This window comes from Paenibacillus sp. FSL R10-2782, assembly GCF_038592985.1.
GTDB classification, from domain to species: Bacteria; Bacillota; Bacilli; order Paenibacillales; family Paenibacillaceae; genus Paenibacillus; species Paenibacillus terrae_C.
Genome location: NZ_CP151951.1, coordinates 1,633,512 through 1,656,589 on the forward strand (window position 1 = coordinate 1,633,512; position 23,078 = coordinate 1,656,589).

Genomic DNA, 23,078 nt, shown 5'->3' on the forward strand with positions numbered 1-23,078 from the left:
ATCCTTTGGCCTATTTATATTTCCGCCAGCCATAGCGGACAAGGAGGAATAACGACATGACTAACCCTAACGCCAGCCAAAGCGAAGAGGTTCAGCAACAGGAACAGATGAGCAATGATGATGAGGTTCGTGAGTATTACAAAGCCTTCGGCATTGATTTTCCTGAGAGCGGAGATCCCGAAGGAGACCCGGAATTGAGCTTAGAAGAACAGGATGATCCCGCCATAGATGATCCAGAAACCGAACCAGAGCATAAAGGTATTCCGGTCAAGTACAACGGGCAGGAAACAGTAGTACCGGATGATCAGGTCAGAGGCTATGTCGAAAAGGGCATGAACTATGACAAGATCAAAGACCGTAGCCAGCAGTATGAAGTGGCTCTAAATCGTCTTGCACGCCAGCAAGGATTCAAGGATCACGCAGAGCTGCTGGATAACTTGGATCGTATTGAGCAGGAGGCGGCACAGCAGAAGCTTAATGACTTCGAGCAGCAAAAGGCTGCGCTCCGTGAGGATGCCGAAAACGCTGGCATTGACCCGGATCTATTGGACAGATACCTAGACAATCATCCGTTACTACAACAGGCACAGGAAGCCGTACAACGCAGCCAGCAGGAGCAGGAGTACCGGAAGCAGGAAGAGCTTAATCAGCGTCAGCTTGCAGGTTGGCAGATGCTGTTTGACAAGTATCCCACGTTAGCTGACCAGGTAGACGCGGACACAGGTACCGCAGCTTGGATGACCCCTGACATGCACGTACGCCTGGAGCGAGGGTATGACCCTGTAGATGCCTATGAGCTTGTACACCGTGACGTGCTAGCTGCCCAGACACGGAAGCAGGCTGAGCAGACTGTCATTAAGGCGCAGCGGCTTAATAAGAGAGCTCAAGTGGAGACGAATCCAACTGGCAGCCTGGAGCCACAAGCACCAGAAGAATTGACGGCTGCATTTTCCCTATTCGGGATCGACCCGAAAAACGCGCAGAAATACGCGAAAAACTTCAACAAATAGGAGGATGTGCGATATGGCACGAGGATTTAAGTATGTATACAACGATTACGGCAAGGACCCGACTCGTATCACCAGCTTGCTCATGACTGATAACGAGGCTGGTCTGGAAGACGAGGCGATTAAGATTGCAGCAGGTAGAGTCACTAAGGCGGGCCCTACGGATGCCATTGCAGGCTTCCTGACTGCTAACGTAGCAGCAGGTGTCAATCAGCCGGTGGAATTTGTCTTGGCCCGTGAGGGTGACTGGTATGACGGCCCGTACACGGGGACAGCGGTGGCTGGATTTGTTGCGGGGGCTAATGAGGTAGCTCTGGCTGCTAGTGGACTTGCTGCGGATGCGGCAACCGTAGCTGGTGGAGCGCTAGCTGTTTTTGATATCAATGTGAACAAAAAGACGGCGCGGTTCAAGGTTAAGAACCGTCAACTGTCCTAATAGCGAAGGGGGATTTTACTTATGCAGACAGCATTGAGATGGGACCCGCGTGTCCTAGAACCGATCTTCAAAGAGTTGTACAAAATGGAGACGGCAAACAAGAAAGACTTTATTCCACTGCTTTACAACGTGACCAACTCCACGAAGGCTATGGAGTCTTACAACGGAGTTGGCGGTGAGGGTCTTATGGAAGAATGGGGCCACTCGAATAACCAGGTCTACTATGAGGACGTAGCCCAGCTCTGGCAGAAGATCATCAAAAACCGTAAGTTTTCGGATGGCCGTATTATTGATCGGGATTTCATCGACGATTTGCAGCTTACAGAGATCAAACGCCGGATTACATCCCTGGCTGATGCAGTATATAAGACCCGTCAGCTCCAAGCTGTAGAGTTCCTGAATAACGGCTTCGACGCCACGGGAGCGAACTGGCGCGGTCGCACAGAAAGCTATCTTGGCCCTGATGGTAAGCCGTTGTTTGCTGCGGACCATCCGTACAGTCCAACGAATAGCACGGACGTGCAAGGGAACTTGGGTAATAGCCCTCTGACTATTGATGCATGGGATGATACAGCCGTAGCCATGCAAGAGTGGAGAGACGATAAAGGCAATCCGATGGCGGTGATCCCTGATACGTTGATCGTAGCACCGTATAATGCGCGTGCAGCCTTCAAGATTGCTGGATTGCCGGATGCGGATTTGCCGAAGTATGAGCCAGGCAGCAATAACTTTGATGCCAACATGTATATGGGTAACATCAAAGTTATCGTCAATCCGTTTATTCATCCGTCCAAGCGAAAGAACTGGTATGCTGCCGACTCTGCTCGCCTGCGCCAGTTCAATATGTGGCAAGAACGTCGGAAGGTTGAAAATGGCACAATGACGGACTTCGACACAGAAGCTGCAAAGTACAAAGCTATTGGCCGTTGGGCTTACGGCTTCGTGAACTATTCCTTCATTTATGGTCATAAGGTGGACTAGGGGCTTCGGCCCCTTTTTGCTTGGGAGGTGCAATATGTATCGAGACGAGTTGGATGCGCTGAATGCCATCCATCAGGAGCAACAACGTACCAATGAGTTACTGGAGCGGCTGCTGGAGCAGAGACAACCTGTCCAAAAGCAGATAAGCCGCAAGCCAGAGAAGGTGAGTCGCGATGAAGGTAAGTGATGTCGTGGAGGAAATTATCGAGAAGTCACCGCATACGCTGTCTCCTGCGTCCATCTTGCGGAAGATCACACAGGTGCGAGATCGTCTGCTGCGGAATCTTGGTTCCGCGCAACAGCAGTCAGAGACGGTTTGTACGGCTATCGACTTGGTTAAGGGTCAGGTATCCTATACGCTGCCTTGTCCGCAGAGTGCTGTTACTGAGGTAACAATGCTGTGTGGTGACCAATATATCAGGCTGCCGTTAAGACAGTTTCATAATGCCTCTATAAAGCCGTACCACTATTTCCAAGCCGGGCAAATTGGCATCGTACCAACGCCAGATGCTGAAGTGTCGTATGGCATTAAGGTGTTTCATGCTCCTGTGTTGTACCCGTTACGGCTGGAGGACATGGGCAAGGATACAGGATTTGATCCAGATTACGACATGTTGCTTGTGTATGGGGTGCTTAAAGAGATCACAAACGGCAACGAGTCGCAGGAATATAACAGTAAATACGATCAACTTTATACGGAGTATCAGTCGGCCTCTAACGGGTATGAGCGGTATTCTGTCGATGAGAGGTGGTAACATGAGCAGATACCCCTGGAGGGATACAAGTAGTGATATAGCTGGCGGACAGCCGCCGCAATGGGAAACGCCGGGAGGCGCACAGGCGAAGGCTGACAAGGCGGAGGAAGAGTCCAAGAAGTATACGGATGAGAAGAACGCCGACTTCACTGCACACGTTCAGAATGTGGTTATCCATGTGACTCAATCCGATAAGGATAACTGGAATAGTAAGGCTTCTGGTGTTCACACCCATGCCAACGCAACGCCAACGACTCCAGGATTCGAGTCCGCAGCTGATAAGGCCAAACTGGATGGGATCGAAGCAGGGGCAAACAACTATGTGCATCCAGTTACGCATCCACCGTCTATTATTGTTCAAGATACATCTAATCGCTTCGTGACAGATGCAGAGAAAGCTGCGTGGGATGCCAAGGCGGAAACGACAACAGCATCACCAGCAGCTAGAGGGCTTATGTCTTCTGCGGACAAGAGTAAACTGGACGGTATTGAGTCAGGCGCGGAAGTCAATCAGAATGCTTTCGCTACGATTAAAGCACCAGGGCAGGGAGATGTAATTGCTGGCTCCAAGCAGGAGACAATTAACTTTGCAGGTGGTACCGGAATCACGGTCACAACTGATCCGGCAAGCAAGAAGGTTATGATCACGGCAACCGGGGAAGCTACACCTGGGCCGCACGCATCGTCTCATATCACAGGAGGCACAGACATTATCCCTGATGCTGTAACAGGTGCCGCGTCTGGCCTTATGAGTGGTGCGGATGCCAATTTTGTGCGCAATACTGGTGAAACCAAGACAGGAGCGCAATCTAAGGCTGACGCAGCCAAAGATAACGCTATTGCATCGTCGAAGGTTTATACTGATGCGGAAGTGCAAGCGTTAAGCACTACGATAGCCGAGAAGACACAGGATGCTTCTTTAACTAAAAAGGGTGTTGTCCAACTCTCCAAGGCTGTTAACGGGACACGGGATGATATAGCGGCTACAGAGAGTGCGGTAAGTTCTGCGTATGGCCTGGCAAATAGCGCATATCGCTATCGAGGCAATGCACCAGCAAATTGGAATGATGCCACGCTATCTGGTGGTTATAATGTGGCTCTTTCCGCATGGACAGGTTATTCGAACTATCCGTCCGGGGCTTACACGTATGGAAAGCTTATTGTGAACAGTGATTATGGTGCTCGTGTGCAAATGTATGTCTCTCACGACAGCCCGGGCCGCGTATACTTCCGTATTTCGTTCAATGATACCGACTGGAGAGAGTGGACGGAAATTTTCATGACTCGTGGTGGAGATATTACTGGTGCGTTTAACATCATATCCAATGGCGGTGGAAACTTAGCTTTAGTTGGTACAGATCATGTATATATGCGGTTCTATAGGTCTGGGTTGGCGAATGGTCGTAGCGGATATTTCGGTTACCAAGATAGTAGAGCAACTGCAATAACACTGCATAATGAGGTAGGAGATATTAAATTTACCACTTCTAGCGGCTCTACAGTAGTTAGCGATCTGGTAGAAATGTATAGAGGAGTAGGAAGCCCCGAGGGAGTGATCACTGCCCCTGTGGGTGCGCTTTATCGTAATAGAGTCGGAGGAGCTGGATCAACGCTCTACATTAAAGAGTCTGGATCAGGCAATACAGGATGGAGGGCTGTATAAATGATTAAAGATGTAGTGGTACTAGATGGCCAAGTAATTAATATTGGTCCATGGGATTACAAGCTTCTGTCTGTTATGGTATCGCCAGCCGAGCATGATGATGAGGGTAACGTAACAAAAGAGGCTGTTTACGAGGATCGGGTCACCAACCCATTACCAGAAGGAGCTGTTATTGAGCAGCAGGAAATTGAAGTTGCACCGGATGGCGGTCTGATTGTAAAGGGTTCTGCACAACCGACTGGTGATGAACTTCTTGGGCAGCAGCTTACGGAGTTGAAAATTCAGGCCATGCAGCAAACCCAACTTTTAGCGAGCATGGGCGCGGAGTTGGCAGCAACCAAACTGGAACTTATAAACCTGAAAGGAGCTGGAGGAAAATGACATTTTGGAGCCTTGCTTTTAAATGGAATTGGGTAACGGCAGAGAAATTAAAGGGTGCTGTAATTACAGAGACAAACCGTTTCGGGGAAATCACACCGGACGAATATAAGACCATCACAGGAATTGAATTCACATGAATCTAACGCAGATTATCGCCGAAGCGGATCTTCTTGTTCCTAATGAAGTTCCACAGGCTGATAAGGTTGTTTGGCTGAATGCGGTTAATCAGGACTTTTTCAATGTGGTTAAAATACCTAAGGTTGCACGGTTCGTATGTGTAGCCGCCCAGACTGATTATGTGCTACCGTCCGATGTGCGACAGAAGAATATTGACTCTGTTCTGGTCGGTATGTTCCAGTACCGAAGCTTTGACCGTGAGGACGTGACTCCAGCACAGAATGCATATTACTTTACGGATGCTACTCATACGTTGTCTCTCTACCCTGCCCCTTATACGGACTTGCAGGGCTTTTTGCGTTACCGACGAATTGCGACCAGCACCTTTACAACAGACAACTTGGGGATTCAGCCGGACGCACCGGAAGAATACCATTGGACATACATTCCGGCGCTGGCTGCGTATATCGCCAACAGCCAGGACGACAGCGTTAAAGCGGCTAACTATGAGGGGCAGTATAAAGCGGCGTGGAATGTAGCTGCTCAGAACCATCAGGCAGGTGTTGTAAAGTGAAACCTATTCAATATGACAGTCCGAATTATCAGCCTTTGCCGGGTATCCTTTCGCCCGTGTCTATCCGCGAGTTTCGCGGCTTGAACACTTATGATCCGTTGTCGATAGACGATCGGTTTTTAACAGACGTGCAGAACATGAGTACGGCAGACTATCCAGCCCTTACGACAAGACCAGGATATGCCGTCATTGGTCAAGCTGGCAATCGCGTGCTGGGGATGGGCGTATGGGAAGGGCGGGAGCTGCATGTCGTATGGAATGACGGTACGTGGAGACGCTGGAATGGGTCTGATTGGGCCACGCTTGCAAGCGGCCTGAACACATCTGCCGAATGGACGTTTACAAACTTTCAGGGCAATTTGTCGCGCGTGAACCTGATTGGATGCAATGGGGTGGATGCCATGCGGCGATATGACGGCGGCAGCGTGCAGAGCCTTGGTGGATCGTCACCTGCCAGTGGCAAGTACATTACCACCTATCAAAACCGTTTATGGTGTGCAGTAGGCAAGGAGCTGTGGGCTTCAAAGCTGGACAATCCAACTGTGTGGGATAGTTTCCTGACCGAAGAGGGTAGCTACCGTAGGCAAATGGAGTCTTCACGAGGCGAACAAATCAGTATGCTCACGGGTAGCCTGACCAAACTCACTATAGGAATGCCAAACAGCTTGCACGAGTTGTATGGTGGCTTGCCTTCCGACTTCAACACAAAGCTAATTACGGAGGACATGGGACCAGTTGCCAATAAAGCTACAGTGACTCAAGAGGGCTTCTTACGCTTCATGCATAAGACAGGCATATACGACTATGGCGGCGGAACGCTTCCAAGCAAAAGCTTCTCAGATATCATCGGTACTTACTTGGACGGTGTAACCGATCAAAGCGCGGCAGGGACAGATGGCACACGGATGCTTTTCAATATCCCAGGAGATAAGCTGCTGGTGTATGATCCACGTCCGGGCATTCAAGCCTGGAGTTTATGGCGTGGTATTCAAGCTGTCTATTTCATCCAGATGCAGAACAAGCTTTACGTGGGCGATGCGCAGGGCCGCGTACTACGGCTGGAGGGGCAAACGGATGCCGGGAATGCTATTGCATGGAGCGCCACAACAAAGCCATTTAACGGCGGTACAATTGCTCAGAAACAACGCTGGTACAAGCTTTGGGTGGTAGTAGAACTATCAGGAAATATGGATATATACGTTTCATCCTCCATATCCGGGAATGATTGGACATTGGTCAACTCTATTTCTGGTAGCGGTGCCCCTCAAGTTCGAAGAGTTATTATTCCTGTAGCAAAGTTCACGCGAGAGAACTGGATTCGTGTTAGGTTCTCTGGTTCTGGATGGGCACGAATCCATGAGTTCACAAGACAAGTACGGCAGTTGCCGCTTTATTAGGAGGTTTAGCATGGCGATATGGAGTGACAGTCCACGATTAAGTGGACCATCGGATACACAAGATTTAGGGCAGTTGTTGCTATACGTTAAAGACCTTGCCAACACTGTAGCGAAAATGGCAAAGGATTTGGAATTCATCATTAATGGTAACTTGGATGCCAATAACATTCGGGCAAATAGTATACAGGCCAAGAACTTACAAGCCGGATCAGTATCCGCAGATAAGATTCAAGCCGGAGCAATTAGCTCTGACAAGATTCAAGCAGGCGCAATCACCTCAGAAAAGATTCAAGCCAACTCGGTGACAGCTGATAAGATCCAAGTGAGTCAGCTTTCCGCTATTTCAGCCAACTTGGGACATATCACGGCTGGTTTAGTAGAGGCTGTGGAGATATATGGCTCTTATATTGCTACAAGGTATAATGACTATCCACGTGCTGAGATGAGCTGGAACAATGATTTATTTGGCGCTTATTTCGACAGCAGAAATTTTATAAGAATCATTGCGAATTACGGCGGGGCTCCTGCACTTGAGTTTTTCACAAACGGGGCGGTTAAAGCTCGGTTGCAAACGTTATTTGGGTATATGTCGTTGGAGTCCTACGGACCGTTAGCTATAGAAGCTACAAATGGCGGAAATATATCGCTTAACACATCAGGAGATGTTACGGTAAGAGATTTTAGTAATTTTAGAGATAACAACTCAGGTCGCAGTCTTAATCAGGAACTGGCTGGTAAAGCTGATGCAAACATTTCAACTGGCGGATCTGGGAGCCATAACCACGGCATACCTGATGGGGCGAAGTTTGAAGCGGTGGACGGGACAATTTATACTTGGCGGACTGCTGGCAACCATACTCATGCACAAATAAGTCAAGGGAACTAGATTTATATGGTATAATGGTGCCAAAAATAACATTGAGGTGCCATTATGAAGAACATTAAAACTATTTCTACTCTTTTGGTTGGTATTGTTATTGGCTTAGGTATTTCGTTTTCCCCTCAAATTCAAGCGGCTGCCGATAAACTGGTTGGTCAAAAAGTGACCAAAACGATGGACGTTAAACTGAACGATAAGTCTATTGGTCAAGCGGCTGTAATAGAAGGGACTAGCTACTTGCCTGTGCGCGCGCTGTCCGAAAATTTAGGTGTTACCGTAGGCGTAAATAACACAGAAATCAAACTACGACAAGAGGGGAGTGGTTCTGTGAGTGAGGTTAAAGCACAAGATTCTGTTGTCTCACAAGAGGATGAGGATTACGCTAAATCCAAGAAAATAGAAACTCTAAAAAACACTATTGATAATACTGAAAAGAGATCAAAGGAACTTCAGGTAAGAGTGGATCATTTTGAAAAGAATTTAACGGAAGAGCAGAAAGAAAGTGATCCTTTTTTTAAATCATATAAGCAAGAAATAGAAAACAATTCCAAATTAATAAAAGAGGCACAACAAGAACTAGAAAAACTACAAAAATAAATAATCTTCAAGGATTCTCAATCGAGGGTCCTTTTTTCATGCTCAGAAACGGAGGTGTGCAATGGCAACCACCAATAATTACGGTGTCCGGCAGGCGCTTAATGGCAAAGGCGTGAATAACAGCCGGATTGGATATAGCAATGGATATGTAACGGTAGATGGCAAGAATTTTCTTAAAGCTGGTTCTGTCAACAATGGATCTGCCATGACAACGCAGCAAGGCTTTAATAATGCGTGGAGTAGCTTAAAGCCTACCAGTGCTCCTGTGAGTGTTCCTAACCAGCCCAAGTCTTCTCCAAGCCCGATGGTGCAGGCTGCTACCAGTTTTCAAAGCTCGCCACAGGCTACGTATACGCCTGTACAGCGGCAGACGGAACAGACCTTACAACGTATGAACGATATGATAAACAATCAGCCAGCGTTCCAATACAAAGCTCCTGATCCGTGGAGTTACAATCCGCAGGATGATCCCTCGTATACATCAAGTTTGGCGGAGGCTAAGCGGAACATCGAAACGGAGCAGGCTGATACGAATGCGCGGTTACGTGCCAACGGGCAGGGTAAATCGTCATACAGCGAATTGGTATCTAATCAAGTGGCTGACAACACCATGTCGAGTCTTGCTAATACGCTTGTACCGCAACTCATGCAACAGTCATATTCACGATACTCGGATGCTGCAAACCGGGACATGCAGCTTCAACAGCTTAACTATGGTGTGCAGCGGGATAAGATGGGCGACCTTACTAATTTGTATGGTCTGCAAAATCAGGAGTATTTCCAGAATCCGATTACGGAGGGACAACTCACGGGAAATTACCTGCCGGCAGAAGGACGACAAGCGATTGATCAATTGTTATCACTCAAGCAACAGGCAGAAGTTAAAGGCGTTACAGCGGAGCAACGTGCCAGCCTGACGAAACAAGCAGACGGTATCCGGGCGCAGTTGTCAGCATTGGGTATCGATCCAAGCAAGTACGGAGCTAATGTGAACTACAATACGGCTCGTACAGCAAGTCCAGGCATTCGTACCCTTCAGGGGCAACAGATGGATCTGCAAACACGTCAGGCCAACCAGCAAGCGGCTAATGCTGTCAGCGAGTTGAGTGGAAAGTTGGTTACACCGCAGAGCGACTGGCAGGGACTCTACCGACAGGCTGCTAATCCGAATGCACCACAGACGTTCCAGGCACAGCAGTTTGCGTATCAGAAGGCCCGTGACGCGATTACGGATCAGCAATGGCGTTTGAAGTTTGATCAAGACGTTCAACAGTTCGGCATGAGTTATGCTCTTCAAAGTTTGCAAGAGCAAAATAACACAGCCTTCCGCCAGGCCACACTCGCACTTGACCAAGACCAAAACGCTCGTTCATGGCTTGAGTACGGGGACGGCGTTAATGGTGTCGGATCTAATTCTAAGTACACAGGGTTCACTACGAACCAAGCGTCCGATATGGCGTTTAATAGATTTGCTGATCCGAAGACCAAGAAACTGCCTACTGATTCCACGTCCAAAGACGCGATGTATCAGTACGTCATGGGCTTACAGCTTAACGATGGTGATGATGCCCGTGTACTTGGATCGCTTGGTCTGACTTCTAAAGAAATAGCGAATTTGGATAAAAGGTATGGGGTTACGTCGGGAAACTGACTAGCCCCGGTGGATCCGGGGCCTATAAAAATTATTACAAGGCAGCTAAGGATGCAAAAGCGAATCCGCGTAATTATTCTACGGCAAATGTCGCTATATCTTCAGCACTTCAACAGAAAGGGTTACCGCAAAGTTGGCTCCAGCCTACGCTTGAATTGGTTGCTAGAGAGTCTAGCTTTAATCCAAATGCCAAAAATCCAAAGTCCACGGCCCGTGGGCTTTTTCAGTTTTTGGACGGTACCCGCAAATCTTATGGCGGCAATAGTGTGAACTGGAACGATCCAACTCAACAAGCATTAGCAGGTGTTCAATACATTAAAGACAGATACGGAACGCCTGAAAAAGCACTCGCATTTTGGGATAAAAATAAATGGTACTGAGGTGATTAGATGGCATCCCGACACGAACAATTTGTACAGAACCAGCGTAAACGTGCATCAGAAATTAGAGAGAGTGCTTTAAACGGCACTCTTAGTTCTCAAAAAAATACGCAGTCGCGTACCAGTCGATCAGACCAATTTCGAAATAATCAAGCGAATAAAGTCGAGTTGTCGGATGTGTTCACGCCAGAATTGGGCCTCGATTTTTTAAATAAAGCCGCGCAGGAAATGCATCGTCAAACTCAGGCCCGATCTGTGGAAAGGGCGAAGCTTCCTGATCCGTTACGTATCGGACCTGGTTTTATTGAAAATTCTACTTTTGCTCAGGCAACGAAGGGTAATCCAAAAGCTATACAAACCTTCAAGCAGGCTACTGGACAAACGATCAAACCTTTAACCGAATATGAACAGCGTATGGAAGAGATCCAAAACACAGTTAACAAAAACCCGTATCTCAAGCCGATCCAGCCTCTTGCCGAGTGGGGTACGGGTCTAATGTCAAACACAGATACAGGTAACTTTATTAACCGGGCCGTGGGCACAGGCGGTAGTATGATTGTTGGAGAACAACCCTATTACAACACCACAACAGGAAACGCTACAGCGGATAATGTAGCGGATATAGCAGGTACAGTAGGAGGTTTTGCTGGATTGGCTTTTAACCCAGCAGCACCGGGCGTTAAGGGGCAAAACCTACTTACTGGGCCAATGGCTGCGGCAGAGGGGGCGCTTGCTACGCGGGCGGGTAATGCTGCTGTGAATGCGATTAGCCGACAGGCATCTAAATTACCAGGCGTAACGTCTGCCGCTGCTGATCGTGTTACTCGCGGCATTGCTACGGGAGCAGCGACGGGGGCCATTGGGAATACTGCTTATGGCCTTAATTTGGATCAGTCTACAGGCGAGGAAATGCTTCATAATGCTACTATGGGTGCAGCGTTTGGAGCTGGCGGGGAAGTAGTGGTCAGAGGTGTCGGAGCTGGCTGGCGTGCGCTGTTCAAAAAGAACGGCATCCCTGACAGCGAAGTGTCTGAAATTCTCAGCCTGCCCGCGGGTAGAAAGGATGCTCGTATTAATTCGGCAACAGCCCGATCTGTCCAGCAGGCAGGCGACGAGGCAATTGCTAATCCGTTTACTTTCGATTTGCCTGAGGGGTCGCCACAGACTCGTCGTGCTACTGCCAATGCTGCTGAAGGTCGTGGAGAGATTCAACAGATTAATGCCAGATTGCAAGAGCTGGAAAGCCAATACGGTCAGCGTGTCATTGACGAGTATAAATACCTCAAGCAGTCCCGCGACAGTCGAGGTGGCGTAACTCAGGGGCAACTGCAACGCACTCCTGAAGGTGAGGTCATTGGCCGTACAGGACGCACATCTCAGAACCCACTTTGGTATCAAGAATTTCACCGGGCTAATGGGAAAGCGCCGAGCAACAAAGATTTATATAAACTGGCACAGGAACGTGTTGATAACGGCTTTATGGATGAGTCAGGACGTGTGCCGTCATGGAGAGAAACAAGCGGGTTTGACGAACAAGTAGCAGCATATACAGCGGCTCGGGATAATTTACGAGCTGGCGTGCAAGAGCTTGACCCTGCTTTGCGCGTTACTGATCAACCGCTTGTATCGAGCCAGTTAAAACAAGAGGGATCAGGCCCACGTGTAAATGAATCATCTATTAATAATCAGAAGACATTTGATATTAATGATTCTGCTGTCCCCGAGTTTTTACGTCGCCGTCAGGCAAAAGCGGATCAAGCCGAAGCTGCCCGGGTGTCGGCGGAAACTTCTAACGTGGGTGAGCCAACGCCAGTTACAGAAACAGAAACTATTCCTTCTCAGATCGAAGAGCTAACCCCTATGCGGCAAAACTGGTTCACTAATTTGTTCGGTAATCAGGGCGTGGGTATTTCTATGTTTGGCAGCAATAAACGTATTAGCCGCAATCCTCTTACAACGGCAGATCAAATCGTGGGAAACCCATTACGGCGAGATGTTCAAGGGACCAAGGCCGAAGCAGAGGCAGTGGTACGCGCTTTGCATCAAAACATGGTAGATTCCCGGTCGCCACTCAAAAAGCTCAGTCCTAAAGCGTATGATCAGTCGATTGATGCTAACAGGGCCAATAATATTGCCAACACTATTGTCAATGATAAATTTGTCAATCCACAAGGTGAGATTATTGGCTCAAGCTTGAAAGATATTTTCAGCAAAGTGGCCCGGGGTCAAACAAGTAAATTCACAGATTACATTGTTCTACGTCATGCGGTTACACGTATGAAACGTGGTGAACGTGTATATGCCAAAAACCTGAAAATGACACCTGAAAAAGTGGAAAAACAGATTCGTGATTATGATCAAAGGTTTCCTGAATTTAAGCAGTTAGCGGCTGAGTGGGATAAATTCAACGAAAATATGTTGCGTACTTATGGCGTGGAAGAGGGGCTAATGTCAGAAAGTGCGTTTAAAGCTCTTAGAGAGCGCAACCCTAATTACGCTCCAATGCGCCGACAGTTCACGACATCAGAGAAGTTTGCCAGTCCGTTCGCGATGAAACAGACCAATGCCTTTTCAGGGCAGAAAGCTCCTATCAAGGAGGTCAGTCCTACAGGTTCTGTTCGCAACATAGTAGATCCACGCCGATCAGCTATCGAAGCTACAGGGGCATGGGTAAACGCTGCAATGCGTAACCGTGTTATGCAGACGCTGGTGGATGCTGTCCGTAAAGACCCGGATTTGTACATGGGTACGATGGAGATTGTACAGAAACCAGCCGGGCAAAGGTCACTCAAACAGCTTCTTTCTGAAGGTGATGAAGTGGATTATGTTCAGATGCTGAATGAAGACTTTGACAAACTGTTTAACCGTCAACGTCTGGACGAAGACAACGTTGTGCGTGCCATGTTTAAGGGTGAGCCCGTTTACCTTAAAATCAAAGACCCGGAAGCTGTTAAGGCGCTGGCTGGTATGGGGGCCGAACAGTCTAATCTTGTGTTGGACGTTTTCGGTAAGCTAAGTGATGCCACCAAGTATGGCGCTACCGGGGCACTGGCTCCTGTGTTCTCTATTAAAGGTTTCACGATGGACGTTACACAGGCCATGATCCAATCTAAAAATCCGATCAGCCATCTTACAGACCTTGGGCACGCGGTTATCAGTTCTGTGGCAGACACGCTTCCCAAGGGCACACCGGGGTTGGAGGCTATCAGGGCTTTGTCGCAAGAGTTTCGTCGTGCAGGCGGGGAGTATTCGGCAGCATTGCGGGGAGAAAAGCCTTTACGTAAGGGCGTTCGCGCTCTTGATCGTGATCCGTTTCTTTCTCCTAAAGGTATCGTTAAAGGGGCAGGCAAGGTCGCAGCGTCTCCATTCCGCGCCTTGCATAAAGTTGCTGATATCACAGAGAACCTTAACCGGATGGCGGCGTATAAAGGTGAGCTTCGGCGTTTAGGTGGTGAGCGAACTCCGGATAATATCCGTAATGCTATGCGGGAAGCCAGAGAAATCACAACCAATTTCAGCCGACGCGGCGCACAATCTCAAAATCTTGAGAAGCTGATTCCTTATCAAAATGCAGCCGTTCAGGGCGCACGTAAATTCTTTTCCCAGGTTAAAGATCACCCGATCAAAACTATCGGGATGGTGACATTAACGGTGCTGGTTCCAAAGCTGATCGAGTATTCAAAATTCCACGATGACCCGGACTATCAGATCATCCCTGCACGTGACAAGTATAGAAGCTTGTACGTAGGTAAGAACGATGACGGTACGTTCACTAAGATTCCATTGCCGCAGGAGTATGGGGCTATTGGCGGCCTGTTCGTGGACACTTTGGAGAAGGTGAATAACGATAATCCCCGGGCATTTAAGGGGGCGGCAGACGCAGTAGTGAACGCCTATGTACCGCCATTAGTATCCGGTGCGCTCCAGCCTATTACTCAAGGGGGCGGGTTTGAACAAGGATTGTCCGGTACTCTTAATTCAACGGTGCTGGCTCCAGCTGTAGCGGTTATGTCCAATCGCGACTATGCTGGCCGTCCCATTGAGTCGAAGTCGTTTGAAGCCAACTCTCCTGTCAACCGATACGATGAGAGGACTTCAAGTGTGGCTATCAAATTGGGAGAGGTTTTAAATATGTCTCCTAAGAAGGTGGACTATTTGATCCGGGCATACGGTGGAGATCCAGCGCGGCTATTGTTACCATTGACCAGTCAGCAAGGTTCAGGTAATGTCAGAAATACTTTGCTTAAAAACTACATTCTGGACCCGCAGTTCACGAATACACTTTCCACAGATTTCTATGACGGTAAAACCAAATTGCAACAGGCCGCTGCGGATGTTGCAGATGGTAAGAGTCAAATTCCAACGTGGTACAGTGAAGACCTTCGTAAAATGGTTACTTCCAGGGCGAAAGGATCTATTTCAATTCGCCTGTCCGAGCTTACTAATCAGAAAAGAGCACTAGGTAATGATGTATCTCTTTCCTTGACTGAACGAGCTGCACGCCAGAGAGAGATCCAAAAACAGATTAATGAAATTTACATCGACATTAACCAACGTATGGAAGAGGCGGGGGTACCGCTTAAAAGATGATGATCTACTTGCACAAATAGGTGATGCAGGGCGCATTATATGATGCGCTCTTTTTGTTATGGAGAGATTAGAAACGGGGGAAGAACGTGGGAGATACAGAACTTAGCGAGGTGAACGCTGTTGTGGAAGAGACAACGAAGGCCCTAATGGGCATACAAATTCAGCTTGCCCGGATGGAGAAGACTTTGGAGAGCGTACCAGCTATGGCGGCCACTTTGGAAGCTACGCGAGATTTGGCACGGGAAGCAATGCAATCTTCCAAATCGGCACACCATAGGCTGGACAAGATTGAGGATGGCCAAAAGTGGTTATGGCGCACAATCAGTGGGTCAGCTATTGCTGTAGTGATCGGCGCAATCGTCGCCGTACTTAAAATGGGAGGCGTATAAAATGGATTGGAATACTGTATGGTCGCTTATCGATCCGAAATTGTTAATCGTTGTGGCATTGTGTTGGGTGTTGGGCATCATTATTAAAAATACTCCACGCGTGCCAGACTGGAGCATTGTGTATATCGTAACCGCTGTTGCAGTGATCCTGACTATCTGGATGATTGGTTGGGGGCCAAAGGCAGTTATCCAGGGCGTGTTGGCCGGGGCATTTGCTGTCTACGGCAACCAGTTTATCAAGCAGTCCAAACAGATCGGTAATCGAGGTGACGAGTAATGGCACGTAAAATCTCAGAAGCAGGACTCCACCTAATCAAGAATTCCGAAGGGTGCCGTCTGAAAGCATACAAGCCTGTAACTACTGAAACGTATTGGACTATCGGGTGGGGTCACTACGGGCCAGACGTTAAGCAGGGCATGACCATAACACAAGCTGAGGCTGACGCTATGTTGGTGGATGATTTAGCCAAATACGAGGCGTATGTAAACAACCCGTCGTATGTGCCAGTGACGGACAAACTCACACAAAACCAATTTGATGCCTTGGTCAGCTTCTGCTACAACTGTGGAGCTGGTAATTTGCGCAGCCTTTGTAAAGGCCGCACAGTGACGCAGATTGCCGCCAACATCACCAAATACAACAAGGCGGGGGGGGGTAATGTGCTGGCTGGTCTGACACGGCGCAGAGAAGCAGAGCTGTCCTTGTATAACAAACCGGATGCGAAGGACGATGAAAAGATGGAAAAGGCAAATGTAATCGTAAATGGTAAGACTATCGCTGATGTTAAGATGATTAACGGTACGACGTATGTACCATTGCGGGCTGTTGGCGAGGCGTGGGGCGCTACAGTGGAGTGGGATAGTAAGACTAATACGGCTACAGTAAGCAAGTAAAACAAAAGGCCCTGAGCGATTATGCCGGGGCCTTTTTCCATGCTATTTACCTATTAGATATGAAACTGATTTATTAAAAAAATTGAAGGCCAAAATTTTAACTAAGAAAATAAGCAGCGAACAATATATGACTATTTGCAAAGCGTTATCTAAATGTATGGATATGTTGAACATCCCCATAACATTCAGTGAAATGTTTTTAATAATCATTTCTAGCCCCATTAGTACTAAAGTGTTTTTACCTATCTCTGAAAGTATTTTAAAGTCCGAAATTAAATGGCTTACATATAATACTGCTGAAATAATAATTAAGGTTAACGCCAATCTGTAAGCATTATAAATAACATGTCCATCAATATTAATACCATAAGATTTATACCAGTCTGGAGTGAAAGTGAAAATTCCATAAGCGCAAAAAAATAAAAAAGAACCTATAACATGTATGAAATATTTTATTTTTTTCCGTTGTGCCTTAAAATCGAAATTTCGAAGATGACTGAATATATAATCTCCTAGTGCAAAGAATAGTAGATAATTAGGTGTATCGTAGACGTTTAAAAATGATAAATGCTTAAGTAAAACAGTAATTACAGGCACCTTGGCGAATAGGAATATAATCAATGATAGCACTAATATTGCATGTCTGTTTTTTATAATTTTATTTATGAGATAGTAAAATATTGAGACACAAAACAAACTAGCCATGAACCACAACTCTGGAGCGGGATGATCTTTAAACCCTGTGAATATTGATGCGAATTGAGACCACATGACAGGGGAGGTTTCGTCTTTGTAGAAATCAAAAAACAGAATATTCAATACCCCAAAAAACACTAAAGGAACTATTAGCCTTTTTATTTGTTCTTTTAAAAATACCGAAAAGGGTAAGTCCTTATTCTTGCTAAAAAAGAAGCCGGAAATCAAAAAGAAAAGTTGAAGATGGAACAAATAACAGAAAACTTCTAGCCTACGGTCAGGAGTTAAAAAATGACCGCAGAAAACAGCTATTATAGCTATCCCTCTGGCTGTATCAACCCAGTCTAACCTTTTACGTTCTACACGTTCTACACATTCTGACATTACTTAAGTTAGCCCCCGTTGATGTTTGGTATGTTGAAACATATGTATTCTATCAGATCTAGGAATATTTATCCACATAAAAAAGCAAGAGGATTATTCCCCTTGCTCTGTTTGTAGGAGTCCATTGAAGAGTACAATTAAAGGCTTCTTGATGAAGTTACAACTTATATGTAACGTACAGGGTTTTTATTAGTGTAAGTTCGCCTCCATTTGTAAAAAGTTAGCTTGAATATTGAATAACAATTATTTCATCTTCTAAATCCCCTAAGGTTTGGCCACGATAACCCAAATTTGTATAAGCTAAAATTTCTCTCTTATTAACTGGTAGTCGCAACTTAACATTCCTTCCTGGAAAATTAATTCTATTTGTAGAAAAGAAAGATGAAATGAAATTATACGTAACTTTTTGGTGATTTAGATATTGTACTTCTTGTCTACTGTTTAGTACTCGATATGAGTAAATGAATTCATCATCAGGAAATAAACAGTCAAGATAATCTTGTGTTTCTCGATATATTCTTTTTATTTCATCGATTACTGAGCTTTTAACGATATCATAATCAGACCGTTCTTTAATAATGCTTAATTTCTCGTTGTTATAAGGATAGTTATGTGTAAATTTATAGTTAAGGGCCTCGGCAATCCATTCTCCTAATAATACATGTGTTTCAAAGCTATCATACTCACTTACTGAATACGATTTAATGAGGATACCATCAAAATCCTCTTCCTTGGTATACTTACCTTCTATATCAAAATAAAACTCCGCACTCTTTTTACCTCCGCCTAACCCAATCAAATAAGCGAAGTATTCATTTTTTACCTCTATTATACTCATTCCGTTCACTCCTTGTTCATTGTACAATTTATATAAAGTCCTGTGGATAAACTTACCAATTCCTATTTTACAGTAAAAATGCGATATTGGTTATTACTATTATTATTTATATTAATGATTCTGCCTCTTTCATGTGTGTAAGGGAAAAGTCAACTTTAGTGGGATACGCTGTCTAGTCTCCGTCTGTAGCTAGTCGAGGAAGCAATCAGGCTGCCTTTGACGAATCCGGTTACGGGGCGTCGGCTTAGGTGATATCAATACCATGATTACACCCGTAGAAGCTTATGTGTCGTTATCTTCGAAAAGGGGTTCGACTTTTCTCAGGAACCTTACATACGCTACACTTCGATTAGCGGAACGAGGTATTATAGTGGAGCTTCAGGTGGCTATCGAAAAAGCTTTATCTGGAGTATAAGACCATAGTAAGCAAGTAAAACAAAAGGACCCTTGCGATTATGCCAGGGCCTTTTGTTTCCTTCATTAATGTATGGGGCAGTCATGGGGCAGTCAATTGTATATTCAACAAATGTACATGCTGTTCCTGACTACACTATAAGCATTAAAACGCGAGTCTATCTATCTTTTGACTGTGATTGACTTCCTATGAATAGGGTAAGTATCAGCCTTCCAAGCTGATAGCGTGGGTTCGATTCCCATCACCCGCTTTGCTTGTAAAAACCTTTGAAACCCTTGTGGTGCAAGGTTTTTTTTTACCCCTAGCTCGACGGACCACAGACTCTTTTTTAAAATGGGACGGATCAAGGGCATTGGATTATATATATGTTAGCCGGGATGCCAATCAGGTCTCCCGGCTTGTTTGCGTTCTTACGAACCATTTTTCACTATTACACAAAATTATAACCATTTGTTTCGCTTTCATGCTATAAATAAACAGATAAAAAGAACTATTTACCATTTTATAGATGAATAGTATAGTATAATTATTGTAATTAAATATAATAAAAGGATGGTGTAGTTTCAATGAGGAAAATTTCTTTATTAATTCTTGCCTTAACCTTTGTGCTTTTCGCTTTTCCAGCAACCTCTACGTTCGCTGCGGCTGATTTCCCGAATACGTCGACGAATGGACTTACAGGTTTTGCTGGACAGGCCAAAAATGAAAATGGAGCTTCCAAGCCCATCACAACTGGGGGCAAAAACGGACAGGTTATCTATATCAACAATCTCAACGATTTGAAAAACCAGTTAGGGGATTCAACTCCCAAAATCCTGGTAATTGAAAAAAATATTTCTGCCTCCTCTAAAACTGTTGTCAATATTGGTTCCAACAAATCGCTTATCGGTTCATATGCCCAAAACAAGCTGGTTAATATTCATTTGAAAACAACGGCTAATTCCGGGAATGTAATTTTTCAAAATCTGACTTTTGAACATAGCGCCAGCATTAACGATAATGATGATATTCAGCTTTATCTGACTGCGGGTACAAACTATTGGATTGATCATGTCACTTTTGCAGGTCACAATTATGATTCCAATGGTTCAGATCTGGACAAGCTTTTGTACGTAGGACAATCGGCTGATTATGTAACCATCAGTAATTCCAAATTTGCTAATCATAAGTACGGCCTCATTCTGGGTTATCCTGATGATAGCAATAAAAGCTACGACGGCTTACCTCATATCACTATCGCCAATAATTATTTTGAAAACTTGCTAGTTCGTGGTCCTGGGCTTATGAGATATGGATATTTCCATGTTAAAAATAATTACATCAATAATTTTCAGTTGGCCTACACGATAGCTACGAATGCAAGAATCTATTCGGAGTACAACTATTTTGGAAAAGGTAGCGAAAAGGGCGGCATTCTGGACGATAAAGCAAATGGAGAATTTAAAGACGTAGGCAGCTTTCCAGCCATTACCAACCAAAAGTCGCGGGTGACCAACTGGAATCCGAGCAAGAACTACAGTTATCAAGTCCAAACTCCTGAATACACCAGGGAGTTTGTAACTAAATATGCAGGATCGTCCAATACAACCCTTGTATTCGGAAAATAATTTTGTCGTGCATTAGATTTGCAAATATGTTCTGATCTGCTATACTGACTGCAAGCAAGTATTCCGTGAAAAGGAAGGTAACGATACGTCCGATGAAGTAAGACACTGATTTTCCCCATAAACTGCACAGTTACTGGCAGGCGGCTGTATGCTGCAACGGGAGAAGTGTGTCTGAAAATGAGGTTTGGGACGTATACGTTTGCTCCGGAACGGGATTATGCTTTTTTCCGTTTACGGTTCTCTTTCTTATAAACGTATGTTCTGAAACGATTCATAGCAGTCATTCTATATTCCTTGTATGCAAGCCGCAGCCTTCTGCGGCTTTTTTGATTGCTTCCGGTGATGAAAACCGGACAGGGAAAGGATGATTACCATATGAGAACCATTTTACGTATTCGAAATGTTATAAAGGATTGGAACGGGACGTCTTTATTTGAGGATGTGTCCATGGATGTAACGGAGGGGGAGCGGCTCGCCCTGTTCGGAAGAAATGGAGCAGGCAAAACGACGCTATTGCGGATACTGTTGGGCGACGAGGCGCCAACTTCAGGTAAGGTAGAGCATGAATTGCCGCCGGATGAGCGGGGCTGGCTGAAGCAGCAGGATACCATTCAATCCGCGCGAACTGCACTTGAGGCGGCACAGCAGGCCAGTCCTGAGCATTGGCGAGTGAGGATGGCGCTGAAGCAACTGGAGGCTGAAATTGCCTATAAGGGAGAGGAAGCAGAGTGTCGTCTGGAGCAATACGGCGAGCTAATGGATGAGTACGAGCGGCTGCAAGGCTTTGCGTGGGAGTCTGAAGTGGAAAAGGCACTGACCCGGATGGGAATGCCTGCTGAGACGTGGTCTATTGCTTATGGTGACCTGAGTGGAGGGCAGAAGACCAGAGTGCGGTTGGCCGGATTGATGGTCAGACAGCCGAAGCTGCTGGTGCTGGATGAACCGACCAACCATCTGGATGCCGAAAGTTTGCTCTGGCTGGAGCAGTGGCTGTCCACATATCATGGGACGTTGTTGTTTGTATCGCATGATAGAGCCTTTTTGGATCGGGTAGCAACAGGTATTTGCGAGCTGACGTCAACGGGCATTCGGCGATATAAGGGCGGCTATACGGAATATAAGGAGCATAAGGAAAGGGAGCTGCGGGAGCAGGAAGCCAACTACCGGAAGCAGGAGCTGGCACGGCAGGCGTTGGAGGAGACGATCCGAAGTTACCGGGAATGGTTCCATCAGGCGCACCGGGCAGCTTCCAATGTAGAAATGGCCGTTACGCAAAGCTTTTATAAGGCCAAGGCTAAAAAGAATATTTCCCGTTATCATGCGAAGGAGAAGGAACTGGAACGGCTGGAGGCCAACCGGGTTGAGCAGCCGCGTGAAGCCGCGTCTCTGCATATGAAATTAAGTGACAGCGGATTTCAAGCCAAATATCTGCTGCGTGCCGAGCATGTCTATTTTAGCTACGACAACCATACCATTGTGCAGGATCTCAGCCTGAACATTGCACGAGGCGATCGTCTGGCTGTTCGGGGTCCGAATGGAATTGGCAAAACAACGCTGTTGCGGCTGTTAACAGGTCAGTTGGAGTTGTACAAGGGAAAGATCACAGCGAACCCACAGCTAAAAATCGGATATTTTTCACAGGAGCTGGAGCAGCTTCCTGAGGATCAGACATTGCTGGACAGCTTGCTGGCGCTCCCCACCATGACGCAGACAGAGGCGAGAACGGTGCTGGGATGCTTTCTTTTTGCCAGAGAAGATGTGTTCAAGAGAATCGGGACGCTCAGTATGGGTGAGAAATGCAGGGTGGCCTTTCTACGCCTGTACTTTAGTGGAGCCAACTTGTTGGTGCTGGATGAGCCAACCAATTATTTTGACATTGAAACCCGTGAGATTGTAGAGGAGTCTTTGCGCAGTTATGATGGGGCATTGGTGCTTGTCTCGCATGACCGGGAACTGGTGCGCCGGACGGCAACCCGTTTGCTTGATATGCAGCCTGGAGGCACCTATGAAATCTACGAAGGAACCGCCGACGAAAAACAGGAAGAACAGCGGAACCGTCAACAGGAACTAGAGGATCAGGAGCAGCGTGAGGAGCGTCTTCGATTACAATTGCGTCTTACGGAGTTGATGGGTACGGCGGGGCCGAACGATGAAAATGAGGAACTGCTGTCAGAAATCAGGCGTATTCGTGCCAAACTGGCTCAGTGGGATTAAACTGCTGTGTGAAAATGGGTGAAACGTATGCCCGGCTTGCCAAAGCGCGAGGGTTTGCATATAATAATGAACAATAGTTCGAAATTTGAAAATGTCTTGATGGAGAAGAGTAGGCAGTGTCCAATTGGACAGGGAGGAAGCGCCATAGGATTGAGAGCGTTTCTGCAAAACTGGGCTGTTGAAGTTCGCTCCGGAGCAGTTCCTTGAACCTCATATGCCATCTGTAGATGGC

General features: G+C 46.4%; 22 protein-coding genes. 20 read left to right on the forward strand and 2 right to left on the reverse strand.

The features are described 5' to 3' along the window. The first annotated feature begins 56 nt into the window (after positions 1-56). From NST83_RS07580 to NST83_RS07665, 18 genes are all read left to right on the forward strand, one after another. A complete protein-coding gene (locus tag NST83_RS07580) occupies positions 57-1,010 on the forward strand; it encodes a hypothetical protein (RefSeq protein ID WP_342417178.1) in 954 nt (317 codons plus the stop codon). Between the two features lie 13 nt (positions 1,011-1,023). Continuing rightward, the gene (locus tag NST83_RS07585; protein ID WP_342417179.1) at positions 1,024-1,443 is read left to right on the forward strand and encodes a hypothetical protein; all 420 of its coding nucleotides are present in this window, start codon (positions 1,024-1,026) and stop codon (positions 1,441-1,443) included. Between the two features lie 21 nt (positions 1,444-1,464). Next, entirely contained in the window at positions 1,465-2,424 is a 960-nt protein-coding gene (locus tag NST83_RS07590; protein WP_342417180.1) for a Mu-like prophage major head subunit gpT family protein, read from the forward strand. A gap of 34 nt (positions 2,425-2,458) precedes the next feature. Further along, positions 2,459-2,611 (forward strand): hypothetical protein, encoded by a 153-nt coding sequence (locus NST83_RS07595; protein ID WP_342417181.1) that lies wholly within the window; start codon positions 2,459-2,461, stop codon positions 2,609-2,611. Further along, positions 2,598-3,179 (forward strand): hypothetical protein, encoded by a 582-nt coding sequence (locus NST83_RS07600; RefSeq protein ID WP_342417182.1) that lies wholly within the window; start codon positions 2,598-2,600, stop codon positions 3,177-3,179. The genes NST83_RS07595 and NST83_RS07600 overlap by 14 nt, the downstream gene beginning before the upstream one ends. A gap of 1 nt (position 3,180) precedes the next feature. Further along, complete coding sequence (locus tag NST83_RS07605) at positions 3,181-4,842, forward strand: pyocin knob domain-containing protein (protein ID WP_342417183.1); 1,662 nt, start codon at positions 3,181-3,183, stop codon at positions 4,840-4,842. Further along, on the forward strand, positions 4,843-5,223 hold the full coding sequence (locus NST83_RS07610) for a hypothetical protein (RefSeq protein WP_342417184.1): 381 nt from the start codon (positions 4,843-4,845) through the stop codon (positions 5,221-5,223). Then, positions 5,220-5,360: an XkdX family protein gene (locus NST83_RS07615; RefSeq protein WP_342417185.1), complete on the forward strand. Its 141-nt coding sequence runs from the start codon at positions 5,220-5,222 to the stop codon at positions 5,358-5,360. Before NST83_RS07610 ends, NST83_RS07615 begins: the two co-directional genes overlap by 4 nt. Continuing rightward, on the forward strand, positions 5,357-5,914 hold the full coding sequence (locus NST83_RS07620) for a hypothetical protein (protein ID WP_342417186.1): 558 nt from the start codon (positions 5,357-5,359) through the stop codon (positions 5,912-5,914). The genes NST83_RS07615 and NST83_RS07620 overlap by 4 nt, the downstream gene beginning before the upstream one ends. After that, complete coding sequence (locus tag NST83_RS07625) at positions 5,911-7,311, forward strand: hypothetical protein (protein ID WP_342417187.1); 1,401 nt, start codon at positions 5,911-5,913, stop codon at positions 7,309-7,311. The genes NST83_RS07620 and NST83_RS07625 overlap by 4 nt, the downstream gene beginning before the upstream one ends. Before the next feature lie 10 nt (positions 7,312-7,321). Beyond that, on the forward strand, positions 7,322-8,197 hold the full coding sequence (locus NST83_RS07630) for a hypothetical protein (RefSeq protein WP_342417188.1): 876 nt from the start codon (positions 7,322-7,324) through the stop codon (positions 8,195-8,197). A 45-nt stretch (positions 8,198-8,242) separates the two neighbouring features. Next, entirely contained in the window at positions 8,243-8,788 is a 546-nt protein-coding gene (locus NST83_RS07635) for a hypothetical protein (RefSeq protein ID WP_342417189.1), read from the forward strand. Positions 8,789-8,849: 61 nt separating this feature from the next. Next, complete coding sequence (locus tag NST83_RS07640) at positions 8,850-10,439, forward strand: hypothetical protein (RefSeq protein ID WP_342417190.1); 1,590 nt, start codon at positions 8,850-8,852, stop codon at positions 10,437-10,439. A 95-nt stretch (positions 10,440-10,534) separates the two neighbouring features. Beyond that, a complete protein-coding gene (locus tag NST83_RS07645) occupies positions 10,535-10,819 on the forward strand; it encodes a transglycosylase SLT domain-containing protein (RefSeq protein ID WP_342417900.1) in 285 nt (94 codons plus the stop codon). Between the two features lie 9 nt (positions 10,820-10,828). Further along, positions 10,829-15,409 carry an LPD38 domain-containing protein gene (locus NST83_RS07650; protein WP_342417191.1) on the forward strand — a complete coding sequence of 1,527 codons (4,581 nt, stop codon included), beginning with the start codon at positions 10,829-10,831 and terminating at the stop codon, positions 15,407-15,409. Positions 15,410-15,495: 86 nt separating this feature from the next. Next, positions 15,496-15,798, forward strand: coding sequence for a hemolysin XhlA family protein (locus NST83_RS07655; protein WP_258012323.1), 303 nt, complete (start codon positions 15,496-15,498; stop codon positions 15,796-15,798). Between the two features lies 1 nt (position 15,799). Further along, positions 15,800-16,075: a phage holin family protein gene (locus NST83_RS07660; protein WP_342417192.1), complete on the forward strand. Its 276-nt coding sequence runs from the start codon at positions 15,800-15,802 to the stop codon at positions 16,073-16,075. Next, positions 16,075-16,692 (forward strand): glycoside hydrolase family protein, encoded by a 618-nt coding sequence (locus tag NST83_RS07665; protein ID WP_342417193.1) that lies wholly within the window; start codon positions 16,075-16,077, stop codon positions 16,690-16,692. The genes NST83_RS07660 and NST83_RS07665 overlap by 1 nt, the downstream gene beginning before the upstream one ends. A gap of 42 nt (positions 16,693-16,734) precedes the next feature. Here NST83_RS07665 and NST83_RS07670 read toward each other — a convergent pair whose 3' ends face one another. Together NST83_RS07670 and NST83_RS07675 are read right to left on the reverse strand one after the other, a co-directional pair. Continuing rightward, positions 16,735-17,772 carry an acyltransferase family protein gene (locus tag NST83_RS07670; protein WP_342416280.1) on the reverse strand — a complete coding sequence of 346 codons (1,038 nt, stop codon included), beginning with the start codon at positions 17,770-17,772 and terminating at the stop codon, positions 16,735-16,737. Positions 17,773-17,992: 220 nt separating this feature from the next. Next, on the reverse strand, positions 17,993-18,610 hold the full coding sequence (locus NST83_RS07675) for a hypothetical protein (RefSeq protein WP_342417194.1): 618 nt from the start codon (positions 18,608-18,610) through the stop codon (positions 17,993-17,995). A gap of 981 nt (positions 18,611-19,591) precedes the next feature. Between NST83_RS07675 and NST83_RS07680 the strand changes: the two genes are divergently transcribed. Next, on the forward strand, positions 19,592-20,632 hold the full coding sequence (locus NST83_RS07680; RefSeq protein ID WP_342417195.1) for a pectate lyase: 1,041 nt from the start codon (positions 19,592-19,594) through the stop codon (positions 20,630-20,632). 375 nt (positions 20,633-21,007) lie between these two features. Beyond that, positions 21,008-22,846: an ABC-F type ribosomal protection protein gene (gene abc-f / locus NST83_RS07685; RefSeq protein WP_342417196.1), complete on the forward strand. Its 1,839-nt coding sequence runs from the start codon at positions 21,008-21,010 to the stop codon at positions 22,844-22,846. Positions 22,847-23,078 lie beyond the last annotated feature (232 nt).